Below are 24,906 nucleotides of genomic sequence, written 5' to 3'. Positions count from 1 at the left end.
ATCCCAAAAGCACGAGCAAAAAGGTAAAGGAAGTCAAGAAAGCGAAAGGGCTTGCGGGGGAGCATTTGGGCGCACCGCCCTACGGATATTTACGGAATCCAGATGACAAAACCCGTTGGCTTGTGGACGAGGAAGCCGCGGCAGTCGTCCGCAGGATATTTTCACTCTGTATACAGGGAAAAGGCGTATCAGCCATTGCCACAGCCCTCTGGGAAGATAAAGTGCTTACCCCGTCAGCCTAGCCTACAAGGTGTCAAAGGGAATCGGCGTTGCAAAAAAATCGGAACATCCCTATAACTGGGAGACGTCCATGATTGCATCCATTCTGGAAAATGTGGCGTATATCGGTGTGACGGAGAGCTTTAAATCCACCCGTTTAGGCTTTAAGAGCAGGAAACGCATCCCCACCACAAAGGACAGGCGGACGTATATCGAGGCCGCCCATACCCCCATCATTGACAGGGATATGTGGGAAAAAGTTCAGATGATACGGGCGAACAAACGCAGACCGACCAAAAGCGGATTGACAAGTATCTTTTCAGGGCTGCTCTATTGTGCCGACTGCGGGGCAAAACTCAGCCTAGCCACAGCAAACGGATATGCACATTTCCGCTGTTCCATGTATAAACGGACGAGCAGGGCAAAGGAATGTACGCAGCACTATATCCGAGAGGACACATTAAAACAGTTGGTTTTGAAACAGCTTCAGCAGTTCCTGTCCTATGCTGACCATGCCGTCCAACCCACCATACTGGCTGACTGCGGCATCCACCAGCGCCTTAACCTCCTCGGCACTGCTGCAGTCAGTGCGGATAAAAACAGCCTCCCCGCCATTTGCCCAAATCTCATCAACCACAGTCTGTCCCTGCTCCTGGCTGCGGGCTGCACAGACCACCTTCACCCCGGGTTCTCCAAATATTGTTGCAATCGACCTGCCAATCCCACGGCTCGCGCCGGTAACAATTGCAACCTTTCCCTATACGCTGCTAAAATCCATCACTCATATCCTCCTATTTAATGTACAGATAATACGATAAAATACATCTGTACATTATTAATATCATAATTACACCAAAAAAAATAATGACAAATCAATAATCAATCTTCCGTTATTTGTATATATAATAAACAATTTATCCCAATCTGTCGAAAAAAATGGGCAAATGCATAAAAACTGTTGTCTATATGTACTATATCTACAAAATTATTTAGCTGGCATAGCTTAAACCTTTCCAATTTTATGCAGCCATTCAATTTCGTCGTGAATTGTTTCCCGGTAAGGACGCGATGTATATCCCAGCTCGCGTCTCGCCTTTGACGAATCAAAATTATTATTGCGCGAAAGATTATAAATTTCATATTTGGTCAAGGCCGGTGTCGTTCCTTTTATCTTTGCAGGTATTTCTAAAATTATTGCAGCAATCGTTGCAATCCGGCGCGATAAATAAATCAAAGGCTTCTTACAATTCCCTTCCTGTGCAGACAGCGCTGCAAATTCGGGATAACTTACCACCTCGTTTGCAAGGATATAGCTTTCACCAGCTTTTCCTTTCTCTGCGGCAAGAAACAAGCCGTTTGCCAGATCACGGACATCACAGAGGTTAAATGTCCCTGCGACTCCAATCCGTGTTTCTCCATGCAGCTGCATCAACATTCCCTTTGTTACAGGCCCTATTGCATAATCCCCTGGTCCAAGAATACCGCTTGGCATTACAATGCAGGCATTCAATCCCCGTTCCCGCACCGCGTCCAGCACACATTGGCTGGCAATTGCCTTGGACTGCCCATACACGCCGACAACCTTTGTCTCATCGAAACGTTCCGGTTCCGTCATTTTCTGCCCATGTGACAGTTCAGGAATCGTGCCGGTACTGCCCACGTAGACAAGTTTCTTACATTCCGGACGCTGCAGACAGCAGTCGATAATATTCATGGTTCCTTTGACATTGACATTCATAACCAGCTCCCGGCGTTCCTCTCCCAGCGCCACCATACTTGCACAGTGCATAACAATCGTTTCTGTCTGAGACGGAACCTCAAAAAATTTTTCCAATGAATTTTTGTCGCAGAGATCACCCTCGTAACACTCAATTTCATCAGGAATATAACATTTCATTTTATCGTTCTGCAAAACCAGTGCCCTGGCTTTCATCCCACGCGTCACCATCTGACGGCAGACCTCTCCACCAAGATAACCAGCCGCACCAGTAATCAGATACAAAGTATTCATCCGTTTCGTCCTCCATAATTTTTCTCCATATTTTAAAATTGCACAATTAATGTACAAATGATTAAATATAGTACATCTGTTGATTTTTTCTGATATTTGCATTATACTGGAAATCACAGTGGCAAATCAAGAAACAATCTTACAACATCTGCTAGATAAAAGACAAATTATTTTAGTCTGTTGAAGAAAGGAACAAAGACATGAAAACTGATGCCCGCGTGCGATTTACACGCAAGATCATTCAGGAGACTTTTCTGGATCTATTGAAGGATAAGCCCATATCGAAAATCACAGTAAAAGAAATCTGTGACAAGGCCAAGATTAATCGCGGAACTTTTTATAAACATTATCAGGACTGTTACGATCTATTAGAAAAAATTGAGACAGAAGGTATTCAGGAATTCGAAAAAATGCTGGCCACCATCGAAGCTACTGGTGCACATGCCGCAGTAATTGCCATACTGAACACACTGCGCAGCAAAAGCCAGCTTATCCAATCAATAATTACTCCTATGAGTGAACAACAATTTATCCAAAAGTTATCGGAGTGTTGTTTACTCTATATAGGACAATGGCTTGGATCAATGCCGGAAAGCAGCTGCCCTATCGCGAAAAAAAATGCCAGTTTTGCATTTTTAGCGGGCGGATGCAGCAGTATAATTCAATGGTGGCTGCAAAACGGAATGCAGGAACCCCCGGAGGAAATTGCGGATTACATCATTACATTTTCCGAACAGATAACAAAAGGCTTGTCAAACTGACAAACCTTCGTGTTATTTGTCGGCTGCTCATACCCCTGAGTATGCCGCAAAGCCTGCATCAATCGGAAGGACTATCAAAGACAATGCCTCCCGGCTGAAACGTGCTCTTTCCGTCCATCCGGAAGAATAATGTCCGCACTTGTATTCGCCGGAATGACAAACTCATATGAAAACTTTCCACCCTCGCAGCGCCAGCCACTCTCGATATCCCCCACTGGCGAATGGTACACAGCCTTTGCGTAATCCAGCATATTACATGGCTGCGGCTTTATCTCAATCTTGCCGCCCACGAGATGGATACCACACACGCCCTCAAACAGCCAGCCAGTGACCGCCCCCTTGGAATAGTGGTTTAAGGATGCAGCGGGAACACCTTTCTCGTTGATTCCGTCCCATGTCTCCCAGATGGTCGTAGCGCCTTTTTTCACCTGGTAGAGCCATCCTGGCATTGTGTCCTGGAGTAACAGCTTATACGCTGTTTCTACATACCCATAATCCGCGAGTACCGCGCATAGCTGCGGTGTCGAAAGAAATCCTGTATTGAGATGGTAATCGTTCTGCTGCACCAGACGGTTCAGGTCGTCCGCTGCCTGCTTTTTCTCTTCTGCCGTCAGCAGTTCAAATGTGATCGCACGCACATATTCCGCCTGCCGGTCGGAGTGAATCCTGCCATCCTGCACCGCAATATAACGGAAGGCTTTCCCTGCATTTTCCGCCATTGTGCAGTAATGCCTGGCATCCTCCGCTTTTTCCAGAATCTGTGCAATCTCCGCAAGCATCTGTCCGGAGCGCGCAAAATATGCGGTAGCAACCTTTTGCTGCGGTGTCCGCATCGCTGATGTGCTGTCAACATCCGGCTCACACCACTCGCCATAATCAACCCCTGTCTCGACGGTATAATCGCGGTATGGATTCTGCTTCATAAATTCAGCAGCGTCCTCCGGATTGTTCTTCGCACGCCCTTCCAGAAAGGTATACCACTTCTGCATCATCGCATAATTTTCTTCCAGAATCTGCACGTCCCCGTACCGCTGGTAAAGCACATACGGCACAATGATGCACGCGTCGCCCCAGCCCACAGAACCAGCAAGCAGTCCTGAGAAAAAGCTCGGATTATTGTTTCTCGGGGAAATATTGCTCAATTTTCCGTCCTCATGCTGCGTCAGGCGGCATTCCGCCAGCCATTTGCGGATAACCGGATAACAGTCCTCCAGGTACAGCCCTGCCGCCGCAAAGACACCCATATCGCCAGTCCACGCCGCACGCTCCCTCGTAGGACAGTCTGTCGGCACATCGCAGAAATTGGACTTCTGGCTCCAGATACTGTTGTGCACCAGCTGATTCACATCGGCGTTGGAGCAATTGAATGTTCCCAACTCCTGCATTTTTGAATATACTGCAATCGCAGTAAACTCTGCATCATGGAGGTCAATGTTCGTCTCCACTTTCGCGTAACGGAATCCCCAGATTGTAAACTTTGCCTTGTATTCATTGAACCCTTCCTTGCAGGTATAAACCACTTGCTGCCTGGTGCCACCCTCCTTGTGGCGTTCGCGATCCTGGAAGTTCTCCTGTGTAAAATTGCCGTTCTCGTCCAGGGTCTCGCCATGTGTCAGCACAATTTTCTGCCCTGCGTGCGCTTTTAAGCGAAATGAGATATACCCCGCCATGTTCTGCCCATAATCAATGACTGTTTCCCCATTTGGCGTCGTGATACATTTCCCTGTGAAACACTCCATCTCTGCTACAGGCATGCAGTTGGAACAGGCCAGGGTTTCCACCCCGAAATCCTCAACCCTGACTTCATGATAATCCTCAATCTCCTCCATCCGGGCATCAACCACCTCGCCCTGCTGCATATCATTCTCGCGAATCGGACCTGACTGCGACGCAGTCCAGCTCCCGTCAGAAACACATACGACATTTTTGTCGATTTCCAGCTGGAAGAACAGCGCCACTCCCGTACCGTAGAGATTGCGATCCCCGTCAACCCCCGACACACTCCGGTACCAGCCGTCCCCGAGAATAACCTCTGCCAGATTCTCCCCATCCTGAATCAGATCCGTGACATCATACGTCTGATATGCCACTTTCCGGTCATAGTTATAACAGCCAGGAGCAAGCACAAATTCACCAACGCGCTTTCCGTTGATATATGCCTCGTACAGTCCGTGGCAGGTAATGTAAAGCCTTGCCACCTTTCCCTTTGTGGCTTGAAAACTCTTTTTCAGATAGCTTGCAGGCTTGTGGACTTCCAGGTCGCAGACAAGTTCCGGATTAATCCATGCCGCCTTGAAAAGCGCTTTATCCATGATACCTGTCTCAAAGAGGGCAGGCACACTCCACTCGCCCTTACGTCCCGTCTCGTCCCAGAGACGCACCCGCCAGCTAACGCGCTGTCTGCTCTGCAGCTCTTTTTCCAAAACGGCATGCATCTGCGAACCGGAAACTTTGCCGCTGCCCCACAATAAGTTCTCGTTCTCCCAAGCCTCTATTTCATAAGCCGTCTGTGTGATTCCGTCCTCACACGTCCATGACAGGTACGGCTTTGCGATATCAATCCCGATAGGGTCTGTCAGATGCTCCGTCTTTAAATTGATGGCTCTCATAATCTTGTCACCTTTCCATGGGTAATCCCATTCTCATTAAATGCATCAACACGCACAAAATAATCCTGCCCTTTCACCAGTGCACCAATTCTTTTGTGTGTCTGCGCACCATCGTCCTTATAAACCTGATAGCTGTGGTAAAGCTTATCCTCCGCATGTCCCCATAAAATGTTATAACCTGTGGAATCCCCTGTATTTTCGATGTCCACCAGCAAATCCAGCCGGTCGTCACTTCTGTGCATGCTGTATTCCGGAATTTGCGGCTTCCCGCCGCCACCGATGCCAAAAATCCTCAGGCCGGAAATGCACGGTGGCACATCATAAGGAATCTGTAAGATTGTCAGTTTCACATGGCGCACCCTGATGCCATCCTCCCTGACAATAAAATCGTGCGGCAGGTCTGTCATGGCTTCCGACTTATCCTCGAGCACAAAATATTCCTTTCCGTCCAGCGATCCTTCCAGAATCCACCGGGTAATCAAATCACGTTCCTCGATATACCTTGGCTGTGTAGCTGAACCCTGTATTTTTCCCGGAGACGCGATCGGAAGCCGGTCATCCGCAAAATTGATCTGAATTGCCCGGACGTCCATCACTTTCTCCAGATCGACAGCAAGCCATTGTCCGCGCTCCGCAGAAGCCGCCCGCCACCACGTCTTTGCATCCTCATTTACCGCCATGCCCGGTTCGCTGCCCTCCGCACAGGAGGACACTGTCACAGGCTTTTTGTAATTCAGCAGATACCACTGCGGTTCACGCCATGCGTCACAGCCGTTCTCATCCACCGCCACCGGCCAGTCACCGTAATTCTGGTTGCAGAAAAGCTCACCGTCCCTGTCAAAACCTGCAGGCCAGATTCCCACGCGACGCTCAAACTGGTGGTTGACGCTGATACGCATGGTTGATGTGTGCCAGAGATTTCCGTTTCTGTCCCGCATCGTGGAGCCGTGCCCCGCGCCCGGCATAAAACCGCCCGGGTGATATGAATATGGATTGTTCGCTGCCAGTGTAAACGGTCCGAGCGGCGTATCCCCCACATAGACTCCATCCGCGTAAACATTGTACTCTGCGCCGGGACATGCGTACTGCAGATAATACTTCCCGTCATGCTTGTCCATCCACGGACCCTCGATAAAGGGCCTGCGTGTGAACATACCCCTGATTTGCGGAATATACTGCTGGGAAAGCTGCTCCACAGGCGTACCGCTCTGCTTCAGAAAGCCCTGGAACATCTGCTCTACTTCCGCCTCACTACGTGGAAACTCGCAGTTATCCACACCCATGCGCTCATAGCCTCTCTCGTAACCGTCCCCCTCGATCAGCACGATCCGCTCTGTCTTCGGCTGCATGGTTTCCGGTTCCAGCTCCACGCCCCACAGCGGTGTGATGTTTGAACAGCCCCAGTAAAAATAGATTCTGCCATCGTCGTCACAGAAGAGGTTCGGGTCCCAGAAGTCAAATGTCCCCGGAATCTCCTCATATGGTCCGTTGATAATGTCCTTTGTACGGTAAAAATTGCAGACTTCGCCCTTTTTGGAAGCGGAAAAATACACGTACTCCCCGACCACGCGCACGTCCGGGGCATAGTCATACAATGGCAGGTTTTCAGGCAGCCTGTGCGCCTCCCAGTGCGCCATATCCTCGGACACCCACACACTCAGGTTCATTGATACGAACATATAATACTTTCCCTGAAACAAGATCATGGACGGATCTGCCGCCTCCCTGTCAATCTGCAGTTTTCCGTTTGATCTTGGATCCATATTAAATTGATAGCGATAAGGAACATTGATTGGATTGCAATAATATTTCATAACCTTCCTCCTATACCTTTTTTATTTGATATCTGTTATAAAACGATTTAAAAATTCCGCACTCATCTGTAGTGACTTAATTGGTGATTTGTCCACCCAGTTTTTGTGGCTCTCGAGTATTACAGCATCGACATTGACCGACAACGCCTGTCTGATCAAGCTCTCCAAATCCATGTTTCCATAGCCAAGTTCCATGCTGTCGGATTTGAGGATCGGTGTCATGGACGGACCTGACACGCGCGTCCCTCTATCATTGATATGATAGAGTTTCATGCGTGTGCCAAGCTTTTTCATCAGTACAAGTGCAGACACTCCTGCCTCCGTTGGCCAGTAGGAATCCAGCTCAAAACTGACACATATGTCATCTGTATTTTCTATGATATAATCATATGCCGTCATTTTTTTATCCACTTTCCGAAATTCACAGTTATGATTGTGGTAGAGAAGCTGTATTCCCGCTTTTTTCAGAATTTCGCCAGATGTATTCAAGTCACTGGCAAGCGCCTTGACCGCTTCGCGGTCAGAATAGTCAAACCGGTACATACCAGTGATCACGACCTTATCCGTACCAAATTTCTGAGCTTCCGCAATCACTGCATCCGGATCGCGTTTGATGCTTCCAAGGTCCTCATGAACACTTACCACTATAAGGCCTGCGTCGCGCAGCAGTCCGTTCCAGTCATAGTTTCCGCCCTTTCCGACTGGCATACCGGCAGCCTTTGTCATTGCCCGCACCAGAAAAGACGTTTGCCTGATCATAAACCCGTTCAACTCGATCCCGTCATAACCGGCAGCCTTAATTGCCTTCAGCGTTTCCCTTGTCTGTGCTTCATTTTTTGTGACCGTTCCCAGCATAATCTGCTGTACCGCTTTTTTCGCCATATTCCCACACTCCTTGATTCTCTGATCTTCTGAAGAATGTATATTATAAAACATTAAGAAACTCTTAGGCTTCGTCCTTTGCTGCCTTAGTGTTTCTTAATGTTTTTGTTTCTTAATGTTTTTGTTTCCCCAGGAATTCCAGACTTGGTTTCGGCATGCGCTCCTGCGTCGCACGGTCAACCGCAATCAATCCGAATTTCATAGAAAAGCCTTTCTGCCATTCAAAATTATCCATCAGCGACCAGTACATATATCCAAGAACCGGAATCCCGTCCCGCATGCACGCAGCAACACCGTCCGTTGCCCGTCCGATAAATGTCACTCGCCTTGTGTCATCCTCCGTCGCGATACCGTTCTCCGTAACCATGACAGGCATTTCTTTCCCGATTGCACCAAATTCCCTGGAAACGCGCCTGATGACATGCTCCAACGCCTCCGGATAAAATTCATAATCCATCTGCGTCGTTTCCGCCCCCTGCGGTACTGGCTTGATGCCGTCCACACCAATAATAGATCTCGTATAATTCTGCAGGCCGAAGAAATCATCGTCCAGAATATAGGGAACATAATGGGAAAACTCCTCATCCCACTCATGCAGTGCATTTTCCTCACCGCCCTCTGCCGCCTGAATATCGTGCAGGGAAAGCGACAGTCCGATCTTAAGCTCCGGCTTTGCTGCCTTCATTGCCTTTTTCGCCGCCTGGTGCGCCCGCATGACGAGGATGTCCCCCTCAGCGGTTCTCCCCGAAACGAAATTCTGCGGTTCCTCCGTTCCGAATACATCTTTGTTCTCCTGTTTCTGCAGCTGCATGTTCTCCATCATGGTATTGAAATTCATACCAATCTGTGCTGCGCCTTCCAGCCCCTGCGCCTGCATCTGGCTCATCTTTGCCATCATCTGCCTCCTGTAACGCTCCTCAATCGCCGCCACCTGGAGACCCATGTTTGCCTCGTTGATCGTGACCACATAACCCATCAGGTCACCTAGCCGTTCCACTACATATCCGCAATAACGCGCAAACGCATCAACTGTGCGCTCATTTTCCCAGCCGCCATTTTGGATCACCCAGACTGGCGATGTGAAATGCATCATTGTCACAATCGGGGTGATATGGTTTGCATGACAGCACTCAAGCACACTCCTGTAATGTGCAATCGCTGTCTCATCAAACTTTCCCTCCTCCGGCTCAATGCGCGCCCACTCGATTGAAAAACGGTATGCAGAAAGCCCCGCCTGCGCCATCAGTTTAATGTCTTCCTCATATCTGTTATAATGATCCACTGCATCCAACGATGGCTCGTTGAACGTGCTGTGCGCCATGTGCTCCATCGCCCAGTAATCGCTGTGGATGTTATTTCCTTCCACCTGGTGCGCCGCTGTAGCAGCGCCTATCAGAAAATCACTTGAAAATTTGCTCATACTGATCCTCCTTAATTCTTTGGTATCTGATTCAATGCTGCGTTGAGCTGCTGAAGCTTTTCCGGCTCCAGATCCATTCCGCCCTGTTGTAATAGTTTCTTTAACGGCTGTCTGGCTACCATCTTCTGCATTGCCTCCGGTATTTCTACGCCTTCGCCCATTCCTCCTGCTGTCTTTCCTGTCATCTGGCTCATCATGCCCGCAAGCAGTGCGGCGCCCTGCTCGGTCGCCTGAATCTCCGCCATCGTACTGTTAATGGAAAGATATCCTTCTTTATCCTCCCCGTTGTCCTCAGGCGCGTCAAACCAATTGCGCACCTTGTCAAGCGACATAAAATACGAAGGGTTCGGCGCGTCCACTTTTGCAATCTCCATGCAGTCCTCAAAGGCAGTGTCCTCACATCTGCCCATCGCTTTGATCCTGTGCGCACCATCAATCGGCACCTGGAACCTGAATACATGCTGCCCCTCCTGCTCCGCAAAGAATTTGTCGTCCACATACAGCGCAATCTTTTCCAGATTGGAATACACCTTAATCTCCGTCGTTTCCTCCACCCTGTCATGATACCGTCTACCACACAGATGGACAAACTTCTCCGCGCTCCACCATGCCTTATATATATAGAAAGCATCCTTCTTCTGTCTGCGGTCAAATGTGACAAGCCCCTTGTGGTTCTTGCCCGGATCGCCGGCCTCGTCCCTTCCTGCGGCTGCAAACTCAAACATATTCCACACATATGTCCCCCACAGGTACGGTCTTGCTGCAAACATTTCCAGCATATGCTCATGATAAACCGCCTGATAGCTCTCCGTGTAGTCGCCTTTTTCCGGTTTTGGCGACTGCAGCGTGATGACGGAATCCGCCCCGTACTCGGTTAATCCGATTGCCGTATTCGGATATTTCTGGTGAAAATCATCAAAAAACGCGTCATTGTCCTCCATCTCCCCGACATACCAGCCATAATACAGGTTATAGCCGCGGATATCCGGGAGCGAAACCAGCGGGCTGTCTGTCTCAAGAAGAAACAGGTTTGCCATCGCGGAAACCCTCGTCCTGTCCATTTCATGCACCAGATCATTCAGAATCCTGTGGTTTTCTATTAAATCCTCCGTCACGCCCTGGAGTGAAATCTCATTTGAGAGCGCCCAGCATACAATCGATGCATGGTTGTAGTTCTGCGTGATCAGTTCCTTCATCTGCCGGATCGTGTTCTCCCTGCCGGTATCCATATGGATTGTGATATATGGAATCTCCGCCCATGCGACGATTCCCTTCTCATCGCACAAATCATAAAAATACTGGTCATGCTGGTAGTGTGCCAAACGTATGGAGTTGGCGCCCATGGAGAGAATCAGCTCCATGTCCTCCTCATGCATTTCGCGCGTGAGCGCATTTCCCACGCCAAGCCTGTCCTGATGACGTGAAACGCCGTGCAGCGGATATCGCCTTCCATTCAGAAAAAAGCCCTCCTTCGCATCAAAACGAAATTCTCTGCACCCGAAGCGATCCGTGACCGCGTCCACCGCCTCGCCGCCGCGGTACAGCACTGCCGTCACCTCATACAAATACGGGTCGTCCACGCCGTCCCACCGATGCACATTTGCTATATCAATGCTGCCTTTTCCATATGTTTTCCCGTCAGCGGTTTCCAGTGCAAGCTCTGTCTCCCCAACTCCCGCGATGGAGACAACAATCTTCTCGGCCTCCCCCACAGAATATGTGTCGAAGCTGACCACCGCACTTTCCCCGTTTACCTCCGGCGTGATCCGGAATCCGCTTCCGCCATAATAATCCAGATCAAAATGCGACTGGTCTGCAATAATCATATAGACATCACGATAAATGCCTCCATAGAACGTAAAGTCCGCCCTCTGCGGATAAACTTTTGTATTCGGCGCATTGTCCACCAGAACTTCCAGCGTGTTGTCCTCTTCCATTGCGTCCGTAATATTAACCCGGAAAGTGGAGTACCCTCCATCATGATGCGCAAGCTCTTTTCCGTTCATACGGACATCTGCCGAAGAATTGACGCCTCGGAACTCAATATAAACCTGCTGTCCCGACGCCAGTTCCGGCTTCTTCAGATGCTTGCGGTAAGTGCAGATGCCGCGGAAGTACAGTTCTGGTCCTGTCTGCCCGTCCTCTGCGTTCCATGTGTGCGGAAGACTGATATCTGTTGTCTTCCCCTGTTTCTCGAACTCCCATTGTTCGTTTATCTTATTAACAATTCTTGCCATTTTCACTGCTCCTTTACCCTTTACCTGAATCCGTAAGCCTAACCGCAAAACTATTTTGGAGAAAACTGTTTGATGTAAATGAAAGCGCATTGTTTGTTTTTTGCAAAGCAATACCCAATAATCCTGCAAAAATGGCATGATTTGCAGGAGTTCCTTTATACAGAAACCCGCGGTTCAGATATTCTGTTGTTGGATGCCCTACAGGACAAAATCTTCTAAGGCATAGTGTACATATTGGAATGCTTCCCGCCAGACATTGCTCTTTCCCAGTCCTATAACCAGTTTTCGCGCGTGTTCCGTTATGTGGCGCGCCATGTTGGCCAGGTTATTGATTGCCGTCCTGCGCCTGCGGCGTTTTACCGTCCGTTTCAGACAGGGATTTCCTTTGCCGAGGATTGCACCGACAACAGCAAGCCCGCCGCTTGGGATAATGCGTTCATTTGTGAATTCAACGGAAATATTTTTCTCATGGCGACCTCCGGAACTAAGTATTTTTTCTGATTCCAGTATACCATAAGCAAAACAAAATGCTCTGATTTTTTCACCTGGCGGGTGAAAAAATCAATCCGGTAAAATAACGTATAAGCGCCGTAATTATATGGAATTACAGGAAATAATTTGTGGCAAGGCTCACGGATTCAGGTTTTATAATATCCCGCGCTGTATTTTCTACCATGCGCTGTCACGTCAGTTTTAACACCATCTCCAACACTCTCTTCGCCGTCACCTGCAGCTGTGCTTTGGTGATCGGATACGCATGCTCCGGATTGGACAGCGCATCCATCATATCATCCAGATCTGCCTGCATACCTGGCATGACAAGGTCATTTCCTGCATGAATACAACCTGCGGACGAACCTGCCGGATGCTTACTTTCCCCTTTGTTGATGCCCAGCATGGTACTGCCAGCCGCATACCAGTCCGTCATTACCATGCCCTCAAATCCCCATTCATTCCTTAGTACATGCGTCTGGAGATCCCTGCTGTTACAGGTATGTTCGCCATTCACCAGATTGTAAGAACTCATAAGTGTATGGGGCTGTGCCTCCCGTACACAGATTTCAAATCCCCTTAAATAAATCTCCCGGATTGCCCTCTCGCTGACAATACTGTTGGACGCCGTGCGATTTGTCTCCTGATTATTCAGTGCAAAATGCTTCACCGTGACACCACAGCCCTTATGTGCCTGTACGCTTTTGGTCACTGCAGCCGCCAGACGGCCGCTCACCAGCGGGTCTTCTGAATAATACTCAAAATTCCGTCCGCACAACGGGGAACGTTGTATGTTCATGGCTGGCGCAAGCCAGAGATGGATGCCAAACTTTTCCATCTCATCCCCCACGATGTCACCGCACATCCTGCACACTTCCTCGCTGAAGGACTGTGCAAGCGCCGTTCCAATCGGAATGGCCGTACAGTACATATAATTGAGCGGTGCGGCAAGTTCTTCCTCGCTCGGTCTGGGCGCCATCGCCGCCATCTGTCTGAGCTGCTCTGCGTCCAGAAAGTCCGTAAACCCTGCAAGTGGGCTGTCAACACCCTTTGCCTTTCCGTCCACGACTTTATATTTTGTACAGAGTCTCAGCCCCGCGGGTCCGTCCGCCATCACAAGCGATGGCACTCCTAAATCCTGTAACCGCTGGCTGCTCTCACCAGCCGCACCTGCCACAGACTGCGCCGCGGCGCCGACAATGGACCCCATCCCTGCATGATCCTCAAACAGACCGATACTGAGGTATGCAAGCTGTTTTTCATTTAGTGAGCCCACAAATTCATCGATTGTACTTCTTCCGTTCTTTACATCCTCCCATGTACACGCATTTCCTGCCTGCTCACGGGGCATTTCATCATAAACCACAATCTCCTGTGGCATATCTTTCGCCCAAATCCGATGAACCGGTATGTCTGCCATACTTCTGTCTTTTACAGTTTCAGATGCCGCGTCCGTCTCCGTTTCCGGAACAAAATCCTTGAAAGTACATCCCGGACAGATATTTTTCACTTTTCTGATTACCGCAGTTTCGTCCAGGACTACCTTACAGCAGGGAACCGCATCTTCAGATGAATTTCCGACGCGTATTATATATTTTCCACCTTCTAATATGTAAGACGATAATTCTGTATCATAGGACGCCATATCCACTATATTAAATCCAAGCGTTACATTCGCACATTCCCCCGGGCGCAGTTCCTTCGTCTTGCCAAAGGCGGCAAGCTCCTGATAGGGCTTATCCAACTTCCCTGCCGGTGCGGAGTAATATACCTGTACCGTTTCTTTTCCGGCAAATGTCCCTGTGTTTCTGACCTCCACCGTCACGGTAATTTTTCCCGTTTCCACGACAGTATCCTTTACTGCCATCTCAAAATTCGTGTAGGACAGCCCATAGCCAAACGGAAAATCTGGCTTTTCATGAACTGTGTCAAAATAGCGGTATCCCACATAAATGCCCTCTGTGTAAAGTGTGTCATCCATGTCACCAAATCCTTTCGTGGACGCATATTTCCCGATCGGCGCCCATGTCATGGCAAGTTTGCCGGAAGGATAACTCTTTCCAAGCAGCAAGTCTGCAAGGACGTCCCCCGTCGGTGTTCCGAGCTGCCCTAGCAGAAGGATATTTTTCACATCCTTCACAGGTTCCAGATCCACCATGCCGCCCACATTAAGCACAAGGACAAACTTTTCATATTTTTTATTCAATGCCAGGATATCCTGGATCTCTGTCTCTGACAGACTGATATCACCCGCCACCATGGCACGATCCGCACCTTCCCCGGAGATTCTGGCAAGCGCATATACTGCCATCTCACCTCCGGCGTCCAGTGCAAACTCATACCCCGGTTCCGGCATAGCCTTCCCCATGCAGTACATTACAGGGTTTATTCCGAGCTGCCTTGCCTCTTCCTTTACCTGTCTCACAAATTCTGCACGCCTGCTGACAAGAAGCGCATCATACTCATCCAGCCATTTTTTTGTCGTAATCTCAAATCCTGCTTTTTGAAGTCCTTCTTCTATTGTTACAAAATGGCGCACATTTACATCTCCTGAACCGGTTCCGCCCTTAATAGTCTTCCTTGCACCGCTTCCGTACAATGCCACCCGGCAGGGTGCGTCTAATGGCAGAGTGCCGTCTCTTTTCAGGAACAGCGTGCACTCCGGTGCAGCCTTCCTGACCGCATCAATATGCTCCTTCTCAAAGGGCTGCATTGTTTCGTCCGTGATTCTTACCATAATCCTGACTTCTCCTTTCTGAAAAATAAAAAACAACTTTCATAACTGTCAGTCTGCCATATCCGCCACATTTCTTCTGATTCCGTCATACTCTGCAAAACCAGCGCTCCTGGGCTCCCCTTTCTCATCCAGACTTCTGTCCAGGCAGACTTGGAACTGCTCATCCGACTGCAATGCGATACGCAGGTTCATTCTGCCTGTATGTTTACCCGTTACACGGATATCACTCTCAATCACTGTCTCTCCCGGCATAAACATATTTTCAGGAGCTTTTACCCTGATCCATCCGTTATAAAATGTCCTGCCGTCCTCACTGTAATTTTCATACAGCGTTTCATATGTATCGGCATCCGTGCAGGCATTAGTCACAACTCCACCCCCTATCCCTTTGATTTTCAAGGGTAGTTTGGGCTTTGCTTGCTTTCCTGCACACGAGACAGGCATGGCATATGGTATTTCCTTTCTGTCCGGCGTCCTGAAAACCGGCACCGGCGCAGAGGGCTCCCTGTCCAGCAGACGGCACTGGCGCAGCCTGCTTTTCACATTTCCCTCGCAGAGTCTGGTGCTCTCATTCCACATTGCACGGGTGCTGTCAGGATGCCAGCTCATCGGTGAATAGTAAACCCACTTCCCATCAGGATCGCTCAGATTGACACTCTCATACGCCCGGCCTCCCTTCATGGAACGCACTGTATCAATCAGTACAGAGCCAATATTTCCAGCCCGCCTAAAGCGAACACCGGCAACCGCATACTGGTACAATGCATTGAGGTATCTGCCCCGTGTTGCAATATCGTTATACAGCGGAACCACACCCAGTACACCGCAGTCCGTTTCTGGTGAAAATCTTGGCGACATACATATGGCATACCGTTCATCCGGGGAAAAAATCGCAGTTTCCTCATAACCCAGCGTATCTGTAATCTGGCAGAACGCTTCGCTGTCCAGCATCTGCAGGGTGCTTTCGCTGATACTCCGTCCGCCGCCCGCAAGCGTGATTCCCCGCCCGCCTCGCACAAACTGCTTAACCTCCCCGCCACGCTGCACATTCCTGCGGTAAAAACCTTCGTTTTCAGGATCGGGCTCTAGGTTCCGACCACCGCATAAGGACGCCGGGAATCTCTGCGACTTCTTTTGGCAGCACGACATCCACCAGTTTTGAGGACATACAATGATCCAGATCGGACATGCATTCCAGCACATAGTCTCCCAGCAGTATCCTTTTGTTATCCGCATAGCACATCCAGCGGATGCCGTTTGCACCTTTTTTCTCACGTATAATCCCGTCAAACAGTTCGCAAACTTTTGTCCCGTCATCTTCCATCGTAAAGACCCGGTACCAGTCCCTGTCTTTCTCCCGCACCCTGACCGCGGCAAGCACCCTGCCTGCGTATGTATATGTTCCGTTTGCGTCAGCGTCAATTCCCTCCGGCAATGGAATATCTGACACTTCGATGCGCCCAAACTCCCTGCTCTCAATTATCATGGACTTTTTTCCCTTTTCCCATTTGCCTATCTTTCTTTCAATGCGGCCGCTTTCTTATCCGCTATGCGCTTCTGGACCTCCACCATCTCTTCTTTATCCAAAGAGCAATACTTCATGGCGATCAGGGTGATTACCCATCCGAGCAGCGGAAAACCATACATCAGTGCCAGGGTCATCCAGAAAATGCCGCCCGTCAGCTCATCTGTAGGCTGTGGCATGGTCTCTGTATAGCCAATCAGCGCCACCGCACCGGTCGCGATCAGTGCGCCCGCAGAAGATACCAGCTTGTCAATCAGACTATAGACGCCGGATACCACTGCCGGAATGTATTTGTCTCCACGATCCAACTCATAATCAATAACATCCGCCATGAAAGCATTATTGCCGGTGGTCACGCACATCTTCGTACCGTTTAGCGCCAGCGTCAGAATTACATAGATTGCCATAAGCGGCAGGGCTGTTGAAATACTGCGCGTACTTCCACCAATATGTAAGAAAACAAAGAAAAGAATCATTGCGCAGGTCACATAAATACACATATAGGTCCATGTAATAATAGTCTTCTTATTGCCATGCTTCCCGGCATATTTTGCCCCCACCACGGCAAAAAGAATGGAAGGGATGATACTCACCGTGCTCAGAGTCGTGGAGATGGACATATTGCCAATGACAATCCCTCCAAGCATTGTACTGATGATGGACTGGCTTGCCACCTGCTGTGCGATCTTGTCAGAAGCCCCGGATGCGATATAGCACTGTAAAGGACGGTTGTTCTTCAATACCTCCACCATGTCTTTGATCCTGAGCTTTTCCCTCTTTGCCGTCGTACCCACAAAATTCTCCGGCTTGTCGAACTCCGATATACCGATACACGTTGTCACAAGCCCCACAGCGGATACCGCGATAGTCGCCCAGCAGACAGCAGTCAGAAATTCCAGGTTGAAACCGCCGTATTTTGGCATCAGCGCCACATAGTAAACCATATTCAGGGCAATCGGAACCACATAGTTAAAAATTGTGCTCCACACACCCACCATCGGCCGCTGTTTCGGATCGTTTGTCATCAGGGCAAACAACGTCTGTCCTGTTATATTATACAGCGTATAGCCGATAATATAAAGCATGTACAGCAGCACAAAGACGATAAATCCATGCCCTTTGCCAGCCGCCCAGCTGTACATCAGCAACGTTGCGAGAACCATCACAAGCCAGCCGCTGACAAGCAGGATTCGGACCTTGCCAAAGCGTGTATTTACCTTATCATAAATGAAAGCAAGCAATGGATCCGTGATCGCATCAAAAACGCGGGTGAACGTCAAAATCCCTCCTACGGCAACCGTCGCGATCCCAAAGCCAATGTTGGCCGAGTAGTTTGCGAGCCCGATCAGACAGTAAAATCCCATACTGACCATGCCGCTGGAAGCGACCAGAATGATCTGCCACAATTTCGCGCGGCGGTACTCCACGCCGTCAATCTGGCTCTGTGTAAGTTTCTCTTTTTTTTCCATTTTGTTTTCTCCTTTTTTGTACATGTGTATACTTCTTAGGAATGCAGGAAAATAAGTGATGCAGATTGCGCAGGATATTTCTTCGAGAGTGCGGTACAAAAAACGTAGGCATAGAAGGCTACGACGAGACTTTTTGTGCTGTGCTATGGGAGAAATAGACAAGTCAAGATGTGTCACTTATTTTCTACAGTTCCTTAACTATTATTGCTAACTGTATTATACTTAAAAACAGAGAAAACCGTTAGAAAAAATTACTTATCTTTAGAACTATTATATTGTCTTTTTATATTTTTTTAATATAAAATAACATTTTCACATCCTGACCCGAATCGTGAGTGTCTTGGTTTCCAGGTCTCCTGCTTTCACTGTAACCGCGATATCCCCCTCTTTATATCCTGCGCGCACTGCAATAAGCGCCTTTCGTTGCAGCTGTTTTATCAACAATGCCGCCCATTTTGTTCATCATTACATTATAAATGGCGCTTGTCGGCATCAGGTTAATCCCACAGGTCACTGCGCGTGTAGCGTCTTTTTCTTTTACATACCCTGCAATCTATGCACAAAGGGTCTGCCCTTCCTGCGTACCAAGTTCTGAAATCTCGTTCCCTATCGAATACATAATCACCGACGGGTGGTTAAAATCAATTCCAATCATAGAGTCAACATCTCTCTTCCACCAGCTTTTGAAACTCTCATTCGCCTGGTCATACGGATTTTTGCAAATAAGCCAGTAATCCCATGTTTCATCCATCACATAAAGTCCATATTCATCACAGGCATCCAGAAAAGCCTTTGAAATCGGATTATGGGAACTGCGGATTGCATCCTGACTCTTTGTGGTAATTTTTATGCCCTCCGGCGTTATGTAAGAATTTCCCGCTGTCAGGAGATGAACTTCACGATAAATACCCGCACCTGAATAATATCTCGCGTTCGGTGTATCTGCATTATCCGCTATGATTTCGATTTCATTTTCTCCTTCACACAGATATGGCGTCAAATCTGTATAAAAATTGACATAACCGTAAGGTCTTTGCGCAGCCTGATTTCCATTCACTAGCACGCTGGCATTCTGATAAATACCCTCGCACTACAAGATCAGGTTCTTTTCCCCGCAGTCATTTATCTGAAACTTTTTTCTGTAAGAATATCTGTTTCCACCAAAATATACGCCGGCACCGCTCGATGGATTTGTACGGTCACGATTTTCATAAAGCATAGCATCATGAGGCAGATTTACAATCATAGTATCTTTACCATTAAAAAACTCCCATGATTCATTAAAGTCAATTCGTTGCATAACACAATACCTCCTTCTTCCTCCCGGCTCTTGTCCTTTTTAAATCTTTTCTGTTTAATCACATACATAAAACCGCTATTGCTAACTCTATTATATCTTAAAACCAAAAAACTATTAGAAATATTTAATCACTTATAGAATTTTTTCATTTTATTTCATATTTTTCCGAATACAGTTAGAAAAAGCAACGTTGAAAAAAGCAAAGAGTATGGTATACTGAAATTGAATATATGACAATAGAAAGTTAACTGTCCCTAATAACCTACGGCAATCTCACAGGGTAATAAAACGATGGATTTAGAATTATTTAGAAAACTTCTGCACAATCTCCTAAATGCAGAGGTCATAATACACGACAATGATATAAGGACACTAGCCGCTTTTGAGGATGCCTGCTGTTTCCAGAAAGCTCTGCAGCCGATGTTTACTGTTAATTCCCTCTCCTATTTACTGGGTTCCATGAATGACACAACCTTCTATGAAATCGTGGACAAACTCGATGTGTGCCTGTTTTTCTTTCAATTTAAAAAGAAGATTTTCCTAATTGGACCTTATGTAAGGGCAGAGTATTCCGATGAAAAAATGCAAAATATCCTGATTGAAAACAAAATGCCTGCGTCTTATGCAACTTCTATCAAGTTATACTATACTGCCATGCCACTGCTTAGCACCTATCAAATCCAACGCACTGTCACTGCATGTATGGTATCCTTTGATCCGCTTTTGCAAGAGTATACATACCGAAGACTTCTGGGATTTCAGGAAGAACCGAAGGAACCGAAAACGTATCGGCAGGATTCCATTGACTACAGTGCAGTCTATCACCGCTACCATGTAGAAAACCGCCTTTTAAAACTAATTGAGAAAGGTGAGGTTGAAAGTATCATTCAGGCTTATGACGAAATGCAGAACGGATCCTCTTCCCTTGTTGATCTGTTCCGCAGTCCAGTCTATCAAAGCCCCATTTCCATCCTGCGCGCACTGGCCCGAAAAGCAGCGGAGCAAAGCGGATTGTCCATCATCACGATTGACCAGATTACACAGAAATCTGTCCAGCGCCTCTCTGGTATTGACGACATTAACAAACAGGGACAATATTGTTATGAAATGTTAATTGAACTGACAACTGCAGTACGTGACCACCTGATAAATACCAGTGGTTACTCTCCTGCAATTGTTAAGGTTGTGGAATATCTTTCCCTGAATTATACACAGAATATTAACATGGACATATTGTGTCAGATATCAGACTATTCGTCCTCCCATCTTACCAAAATCTTTAAGCACGAAACCGGACGAACCATAACACAATACATCGCGGACTTAAGATGCCGCCAGGCTGCCGAAATGCTTAGAGAGACAAACCTGCCTGTCCAGGAAATCAGCAGCTATGTCGGTTATACGGACAATAATTATTTTGTGAAAGTATTCAAGAAGGTAATGGGGAATACACCATCAGAATATAGGGCATCCACAGTTTTCTGAATCTGTAACTTGAACAAAATTCTTATGGGAACATTTTCCTAAAACCATTAAAAGTGTGGATACCCGTCTACAAAAAGTTCCTATAAAAATTTGCTCATGCATCAGGAACGTGCGTAGCCGGAAATTTCAGATTCCGAAAAAGTTCCTATAAAAATAAACCTATCTCATGCGCTAATGGGGGACTGCTCCACTACTGTTTTGGCTCCCTTGGTTTATAATAGTCTCAGGCAGGAATAAGTTTGATCGCACTTTGGAGGATTTGCACCCCGTTTTTCAACGTAAATATTTTGCCCTTGAGCACAGCATATTGTCGCGCCTTTTATGGATAGCACGAGTAGCAAAGTCCGCATTATCTCGGGCTAATCTCCTGCCAATTCTATTACAAAGGAGATGCTCTGCATGAAAGACCTTCTGGAAATTTCCTGTGGTCTGGATGTCCACAAAGAAAAAATTGTTGCATGTATCCTGACTGGCCCTTTGGGTAAACCGACACACTCTGAAATCCGTGAATTCACTACCCTGATCCCTGATATGATTGCCTTACGGGACTGGATTGTTTCTCAAAACTGCCGCCATGTTGCCATGGAAAGCACCGGCATTTACTGGATGCCCATTTACGAAATATTGGAGGATGCTTTCTCTGGTGATATTACTCTGCTGGTTGTTAATGCCCGACATATGAAGAACGTTCCCGGCAAAAAGACAGACATGCGGGATTCTGAATGGATATCCACCCTCCTGCAGGCCGGGCTCCTGAACGGCAGCTTTATTCCCGAAAAAAGAATCCGTGAATTCCGCGATTTAAACCGTTACCGTAAGAGCGTCATCCGTGACATCACATCCCAGAAGAACAGGGCTGAAAAGTTTTTACAAAGCTCCGGTTTCCGATTGTCCTCCTTCATTTCCGATATTTTTGGCGCTTCTGGCAGGAATATCATCCTGCATTTAATGGAGCATAGCCGGATCGACCGGGATGCTTTAGGCTCCTGCCTGAAAACAAAGACAAGAAACCGTATAGATGAAATTCTTATGTCTGTAAACGGAACTCTGTCGGAGCATCAAAAATCGTTTTTGAAGATTCTAATGAAGCATTATGATTCCTTAATAACAATCCCAATCTACAGAACAATTCTACTGTAAATATCACTTTATTCGGTGTTTACAGGATTAAAGACAGTCGTAACAGCAATCGAAGCAGGCATGGGCATATGGGCGTCATTAACCTTCTGGAAGGCTATGGCAATGATAATCCGGGTGCAAATGCTCATGTACGGTAAAGAAGCAAGCAACCGAAAACAAGAAACAGACCGCCAGCACCACACTATTCCGAACCAAAGAAATCAAAGACCAAAAAACAAGCATTATGGAATCCCTCTCATTCCTCATATCAAAGAATATAAATTTTAAAATTTGGTACCAAAATAGCATTTTTTATTAAGACACGTATATTTAAACTTGCTATAATAGATAAGAACGCAAGGAGGATATATGATGAAAGACCAAAAAGAAGTTGTAAAAAAAGTCATAGATTATATTGAGAAGAATTTAGAGAAAGAAATCAACTTAGATAATATATCAAAAAATATTGGTTATTCCAAATTCTATCTTAATCGCATTTTTACAGAGTATACAGGAGTTACCATGTATAAATATTTACAAAACCGCAGGCTCACTGTTGCTGCTGAAAAGCTGGTAAAAACAGATAAGCCAATAATGCAAATTGCGTATGAAGCTGGATATGATACACAACAGTCATTTTCGTTTGCTTTTAAACAAATATATTTATATCCACCTAAAATTTATAGGGATATTGGAATCTTTATGCCAAAACAAAACAGAATTTCTATGTGTTATTCTTATGTCTCTAGTTACAAATTTATTACACGAATTAAGGAGATTGCTGCATGAGTACGATACCTTATGTTATTGAACAGACAAGCCGTGGTGAAAGAAGTTATGATATTTTCTCACGGTTACTATCCGATAGAATTGTTTTTTTGGGGGAAGAAGTAAGCGATATGTCAGCCAGTCTGATTATTGCTCAAATGTTGTTTTTAGAAGCACAAGACCCCGAAAAAGATGTACAGTTATATATAAACAGTCCCGGAGGTTCTGTATCAGCCGGTTTTGCTATTTATGATACAATGCAATATATAAAATGTGATGTTTCAACTATTTGTATTGGTCTTGCCGCCAGCTTTGGAGCTTTTTTATTAGCTGGCGGAACGAAAGGAAAACGTATCGCTTTGCCAAACGCAGAAATAATGATACACCAACCAGCAATTCACGGAAATGGCATTCAGGGACAGGCAACAGATATAAAAATAACATCCGACCATATACAAAAAAGCAAAGAACGCCTAAACTCTATTTTAGCAGGGAATACTGGAAAAAGCATTGAGGAAATTGCCCTTGCAACAGAGCGTGATAATTATATGTCAGCAACAGAGGCAATGGATTTTGGGTTAATTGATAAAATCATAGATAAGCGTTGAAATGTTAGCTTTTTATATGTGAATGAAACGACCGTCATTGTCAAATCCTATTTGATTTCAAAGGGCAACAATTTAAACTCTTGCAGCTCTCTGAATCATAAATGCAACCGTAAACCATGCACCGCCCCATGTGGGAGAAAGGGAGAATCATCTATGCCTTGCACAGAAGCATACAAGGAACGCCACATTACGGTATGCGATCAGACAGTTATCCTCACAAATGTGGAACTTGCCGCCGCCCTGTTATCTCTGCCGGAGAAAAACCGGGAAATCATTTTCCTTTACTTTTTCGGGCATTATACACAGCGGGAAATCGGGGAAATGTACAGACGCTGTCGGAGTACGACCGGGTATCAAATCCGCAGGACTTTGCAACTCCTGCATAAAGAAATGGAGGTGCTTTCACATGGGAATCCGAACCTTTTCCCTATGAAACGATTGTCCGGGCGACTAGCGGGAAGCCGGAAGCCGTAGACGAGGTTTTACGGCATTACAGCAAACGAATCCGAATCGCCGCCATTGAAAACGGGCATATAGACAGGGATACCAAGGACAGCATAAAACAGCGGCTTGTCACTGCCCTTTCGTTTGCATCAGTTTCGATTTTTCCTGGTTGAACAAAGGCGCGTTCGGGTAGCCGCTGCATATGGGCTTTCAATTTTGACGCTCTTTGCAAAACAGTATGTTGGGTACCTGTGCATATAGAGAGAAATTTTTTTAAATCATTTCCAGCGCACCACGAATAAGCCCCCATAGGAAGCTTTTTTTAATATTCAGCTACTGGTATTCAACATAATAAGTGTGGCTCAGGTCTTATGTAATACCTGCCAGATGGCAGGGGAATGATGTCCCCTCCGCAGGATGAGCATTTGCAGACATCTTTGTTATAGAGCAGCTTGATAATGGCGGGCGCATCAAGACCCTTAAGCCTGGAAATGTATTTCTTACAGCCAAGCAGGTTGCGGCATAGTGTAATCTTGCTGTTTTTATTCCGGGAAGAAAGCAGACCGTAATGCCGAATCCGCACAAAACGCTTGGGAGGGACATGCATCAGAAATCTCCTGATGAATTCCTCCCCGGAAAGTGTGAGTTCCTTCCACTGCCCATGGTTTTTGTAATCCTTCACAGTAAATGTAACCGTGGAATCCGTCATACCCTTTATGCGGTAGTTGCTCATGGCAATTCTGTGAGTGTATTTACCAAGATATTTGATAACAGACTCCGCACCACGAAATGGCTTCTTGCAATAAGGAATCCATTCTTTGGCATAGCACGCGTCCAAAAGCTGTTTGAAAGCATAATGATTTTTGTAAGGTTCCGCTGTTCCATAGAACTCCAGCTTTCCATCCGCCCATAGCTGTTTTAGCCCGGCAAGATACTTGCCCCGAAAAACCCTGGAAAGGACTTTGACAGGGAGAAAAAAATCCTCACCGTTATCCTTCCAGTGGTT

21 protein-coding genes and 4 pseudogenes are annotated in these 24,906 nt (G+C 46.9%); 10 read left to right on the top strand and 15 right to left on the bottom strand.

The annotated features are described in order from the left end of the window. Positions 1-242: recombinase family protein (locus E5329_RS22125; RefSeq protein WP_275443612.1), on the top strand; the 242-nt coding region annotated here is incomplete at its 5' end. Positions 243-250: 8 nt separating this feature from the next. Next, positions 251-649 (top strand): annotated as a pseudogene (locus E5329_RS32650) (recombinase family protein); the annotation flags it as partial. A gap of 30 nt (positions 650-679) precedes the next feature. Here the strand turns inward: E5329_RS32650 and E5329_RS22115 are convergent. Next, positions 680-964, bottom strand: a complete 285-nt coding sequence (locus tag E5329_RS22115) for an SDR family NAD(P)-dependent oxidoreductase (RefSeq protein ID WP_275443613.1) — start codon at positions 962-964, stop codon at positions 680-682. A gap of 258 nt (positions 965-1,222) precedes the next feature. Next, positions 1,223-2,230, bottom strand: coding sequence for an NAD-dependent epimerase/dehydratase family protein (locus tag E5329_RS22110; protein ID WP_135991488.1), 1,008 nt, complete (start codon positions 2,228-2,230; stop codon positions 1,223-1,225). A 200-nt stretch (positions 2,231-2,430) separates the two neighbouring features. Here E5329_RS22110 and E5329_RS22105 point away from each other — a divergent pair, with 200 nt between their 5' ends. Next, on the top strand, positions 2,431-2,991 hold the full coding sequence (locus E5329_RS22105) for a TetR/AcrR family transcriptional regulator (RefSeq protein ID WP_135991487.1): 561 nt from the start codon (positions 2,431-2,433) through the stop codon (positions 2,989-2,991). Between the two features lie 74 nt (positions 2,992-3,065). On the opposite strand, the gene E5329_RS22100 is transcribed toward E5329_RS22105, so the two are convergent. The 12 genes from E5329_RS22100 to E5329_RS22045 form a co-directional block, all read right to left on the bottom strand. Then, a complete protein-coding gene (locus E5329_RS22100) occupies positions 3,066-5,600 on the bottom strand; it encodes a family 78 glycoside hydrolase catalytic domain (RefSeq protein WP_135991486.1) in 2,535 nt (844 codons plus the stop codon). Beyond that, the gene (locus tag E5329_RS22095; protein ID WP_135991485.1) at positions 5,597-7,414 is read right to left on the bottom strand and encodes a family 43 glycosylhydrolase; all 1,818 of its coding nucleotides are present in this window, start codon (positions 7,412-7,414) and stop codon (positions 5,597-5,599) included. The genes E5329_RS22100 and E5329_RS22095 overlap by 4 nt, the downstream gene beginning before the upstream one ends. Before the next feature lie 21 nt (positions 7,415-7,435). Further along, positions 7,436-8,296 carry a sugar phosphate isomerase/epimerase family protein gene (locus tag E5329_RS22090; RefSeq protein WP_135991484.1) on the bottom strand — a complete coding sequence of 287 codons (861 nt, stop codon included), beginning with the start codon at positions 8,294-8,296 and terminating at the stop codon, positions 7,436-7,438. 112 nt (positions 8,297-8,408) lie between these two features. Next, a complete protein-coding gene (locus E5329_RS22085) occupies positions 8,409-9,716 on the bottom strand; it encodes a glycoside hydrolase family 1 protein (protein ID WP_135991483.1) in 1,308 nt (435 codons plus the stop codon). Positions 9,717-9,727: 11 nt separating this feature from the next. Beyond that, positions 9,728-11,953 carry a glycoside hydrolase family 2 protein gene (locus E5329_RS22080; protein ID WP_135991482.1) on the bottom strand — a complete coding sequence of 742 codons (2,226 nt, stop codon included), beginning with the start codon at positions 11,951-11,953 and terminating at the stop codon, positions 9,728-9,730. Positions 11,954-12,635: 682 nt separating this feature from the next. Beyond that, complete coding sequence (locus tag E5329_RS22070; RefSeq protein WP_135991481.1) at positions 12,636-15,182, bottom strand: glycoside hydrolase family 3 protein; 2,547 nt, start codon at positions 15,180-15,182, stop codon at positions 12,636-12,638. 48 nt (positions 15,183-15,230) lie between these two features. Beyond that, positions 15,231-16,229 carry a hypothetical protein gene (locus E5329_RS22065; protein WP_135991480.1) on the bottom strand — a complete coding sequence of 333 codons (999 nt, stop codon included), beginning with the start codon at positions 16,227-16,229 and terminating at the stop codon, positions 15,231-15,233. Between the two features lie 25 nt (positions 16,230-16,254). After that, positions 16,255-16,668, bottom strand: coding sequence for a hypothetical protein (locus E5329_RS22060; protein WP_135991479.1), 414 nt, complete (start codon positions 16,666-16,668; stop codon positions 16,255-16,257). Between the two features lie 26 nt (positions 16,669-16,694). Then, entirely contained in the window at positions 16,695-18,176 is a 1,482-nt protein-coding gene (locus E5329_RS22055; protein WP_135991478.1) for an MFS transporter, read from the bottom strand. A 312-nt stretch (positions 18,177-18,488) separates the two neighbouring features. After that, a complete protein-coding gene (locus tag E5329_RS30925; protein WP_275443611.1) occupies positions 18,489-18,617 on the bottom strand; it encodes a hypothetical protein in 129 nt (42 codons plus the stop codon). A gap of 112 nt (positions 18,618-18,729) precedes the next feature. Further along, positions 18,730-19,257, bottom strand: a complete 528-nt coding sequence (locus tag E5329_RS22050) for a glycoside hydrolase family 2 TIM barrel-domain containing protein (RefSeq protein WP_135991477.1) — start codon at positions 19,255-19,257, stop codon at positions 18,730-18,732. A gap of 9 nt (positions 19,258-19,266) precedes the next feature. Then, entirely contained in the window at positions 19,267-19,476 is a 210-nt protein-coding gene (locus tag E5329_RS22045) for a hypothetical protein (protein WP_135991476.1), read from the bottom strand. A gap of 291 nt (positions 19,477-19,767) precedes the next feature. On the opposite strand from E5329_RS22045, the gene E5329_RS22040 reads away from it, so the two are divergent. From E5329_RS22040 to E5329_RS22010, 7 genes and pseudogenes are all read left to right on the top strand, one after another. Then, the gene (locus E5329_RS22040) at positions 19,768-20,961 is read left to right on the top strand and encodes a helix-turn-helix transcriptional regulator (RefSeq protein ID WP_135991475.1); all 1,194 of its coding nucleotides are present in this window, start codon (positions 19,768-19,770) and stop codon (positions 20,959-20,961) included. 399 nt (positions 20,962-21,360) lie between these two features. Then, positions 21,361-22,065: pseudogene (locus E5329_RS22035) on the top strand (IS110 family transposase); the annotation flags it as partial. A gap of 36 nt (positions 22,066-22,101) precedes the next feature. After that, positions 22,102-22,238, top strand: a pseudogene (locus tag E5329_RS22030) (Maff2 family mobile element protein). A gap of 214 nt (positions 22,239-22,452) precedes the next feature. Beyond that, on the top strand, positions 22,453-22,869 hold the full coding sequence (locus tag E5329_RS22025) for a helix-turn-helix domain-containing protein (protein WP_135991490.1): 417 nt from the start codon (positions 22,453-22,455) through the stop codon (positions 22,867-22,869). Beyond that, positions 22,866-23,456, top strand: a complete 591-nt coding sequence (locus tag E5329_RS22020) for an ATP-dependent Clp protease proteolytic subunit (protein WP_135991474.1) — start codon at positions 22,866-22,868, stop codon at positions 23,454-23,456. The genes E5329_RS22025 and E5329_RS22020 overlap by 4 nt, the downstream gene beginning before the upstream one ends. Positions 23,457-23,627: 171 nt before the next feature. Continuing rightward, positions 23,628-23,930 (top strand): annotated as a pseudogene (locus E5329_RS22015) (RNA polymerase sigma factor); the annotation flags it as partial. After that, positions 23,894-24,073: a helix-turn-helix domain-containing protein gene (locus E5329_RS22010; RefSeq protein ID WP_135991489.1), complete on the top strand. Its 180-nt coding sequence runs from the start codon at positions 23,894-23,896 to the stop codon at positions 24,071-24,073. The pseudogene E5329_RS22015 and the gene E5329_RS22010, both read left to right, overlap by 37 nt. Before the next feature lie 170 nt (positions 24,074-24,243). Here E5329_RS22010 and E5329_RS22005 read toward each other — a convergent pair. Next, a partial coding sequence (locus E5329_RS22005) for an IS91 family transposase (protein ID WP_275443607.1) occupies positions 24,244-24,906 on the bottom strand: 663 nt, incomplete at its 5' end.

It is taken from the genome of Petralouisia muris, from assembly GCF_004793545.1.
GTDB classification, from domain to species: domain Bacteria; phylum Bacillota; class Clostridia; order Lachnospirales; family Lachnospiraceae; genus Petralouisia; species Petralouisia muris.
This window is presented reverse-complemented; position numbering and strand designations above follow the sequence as displayed.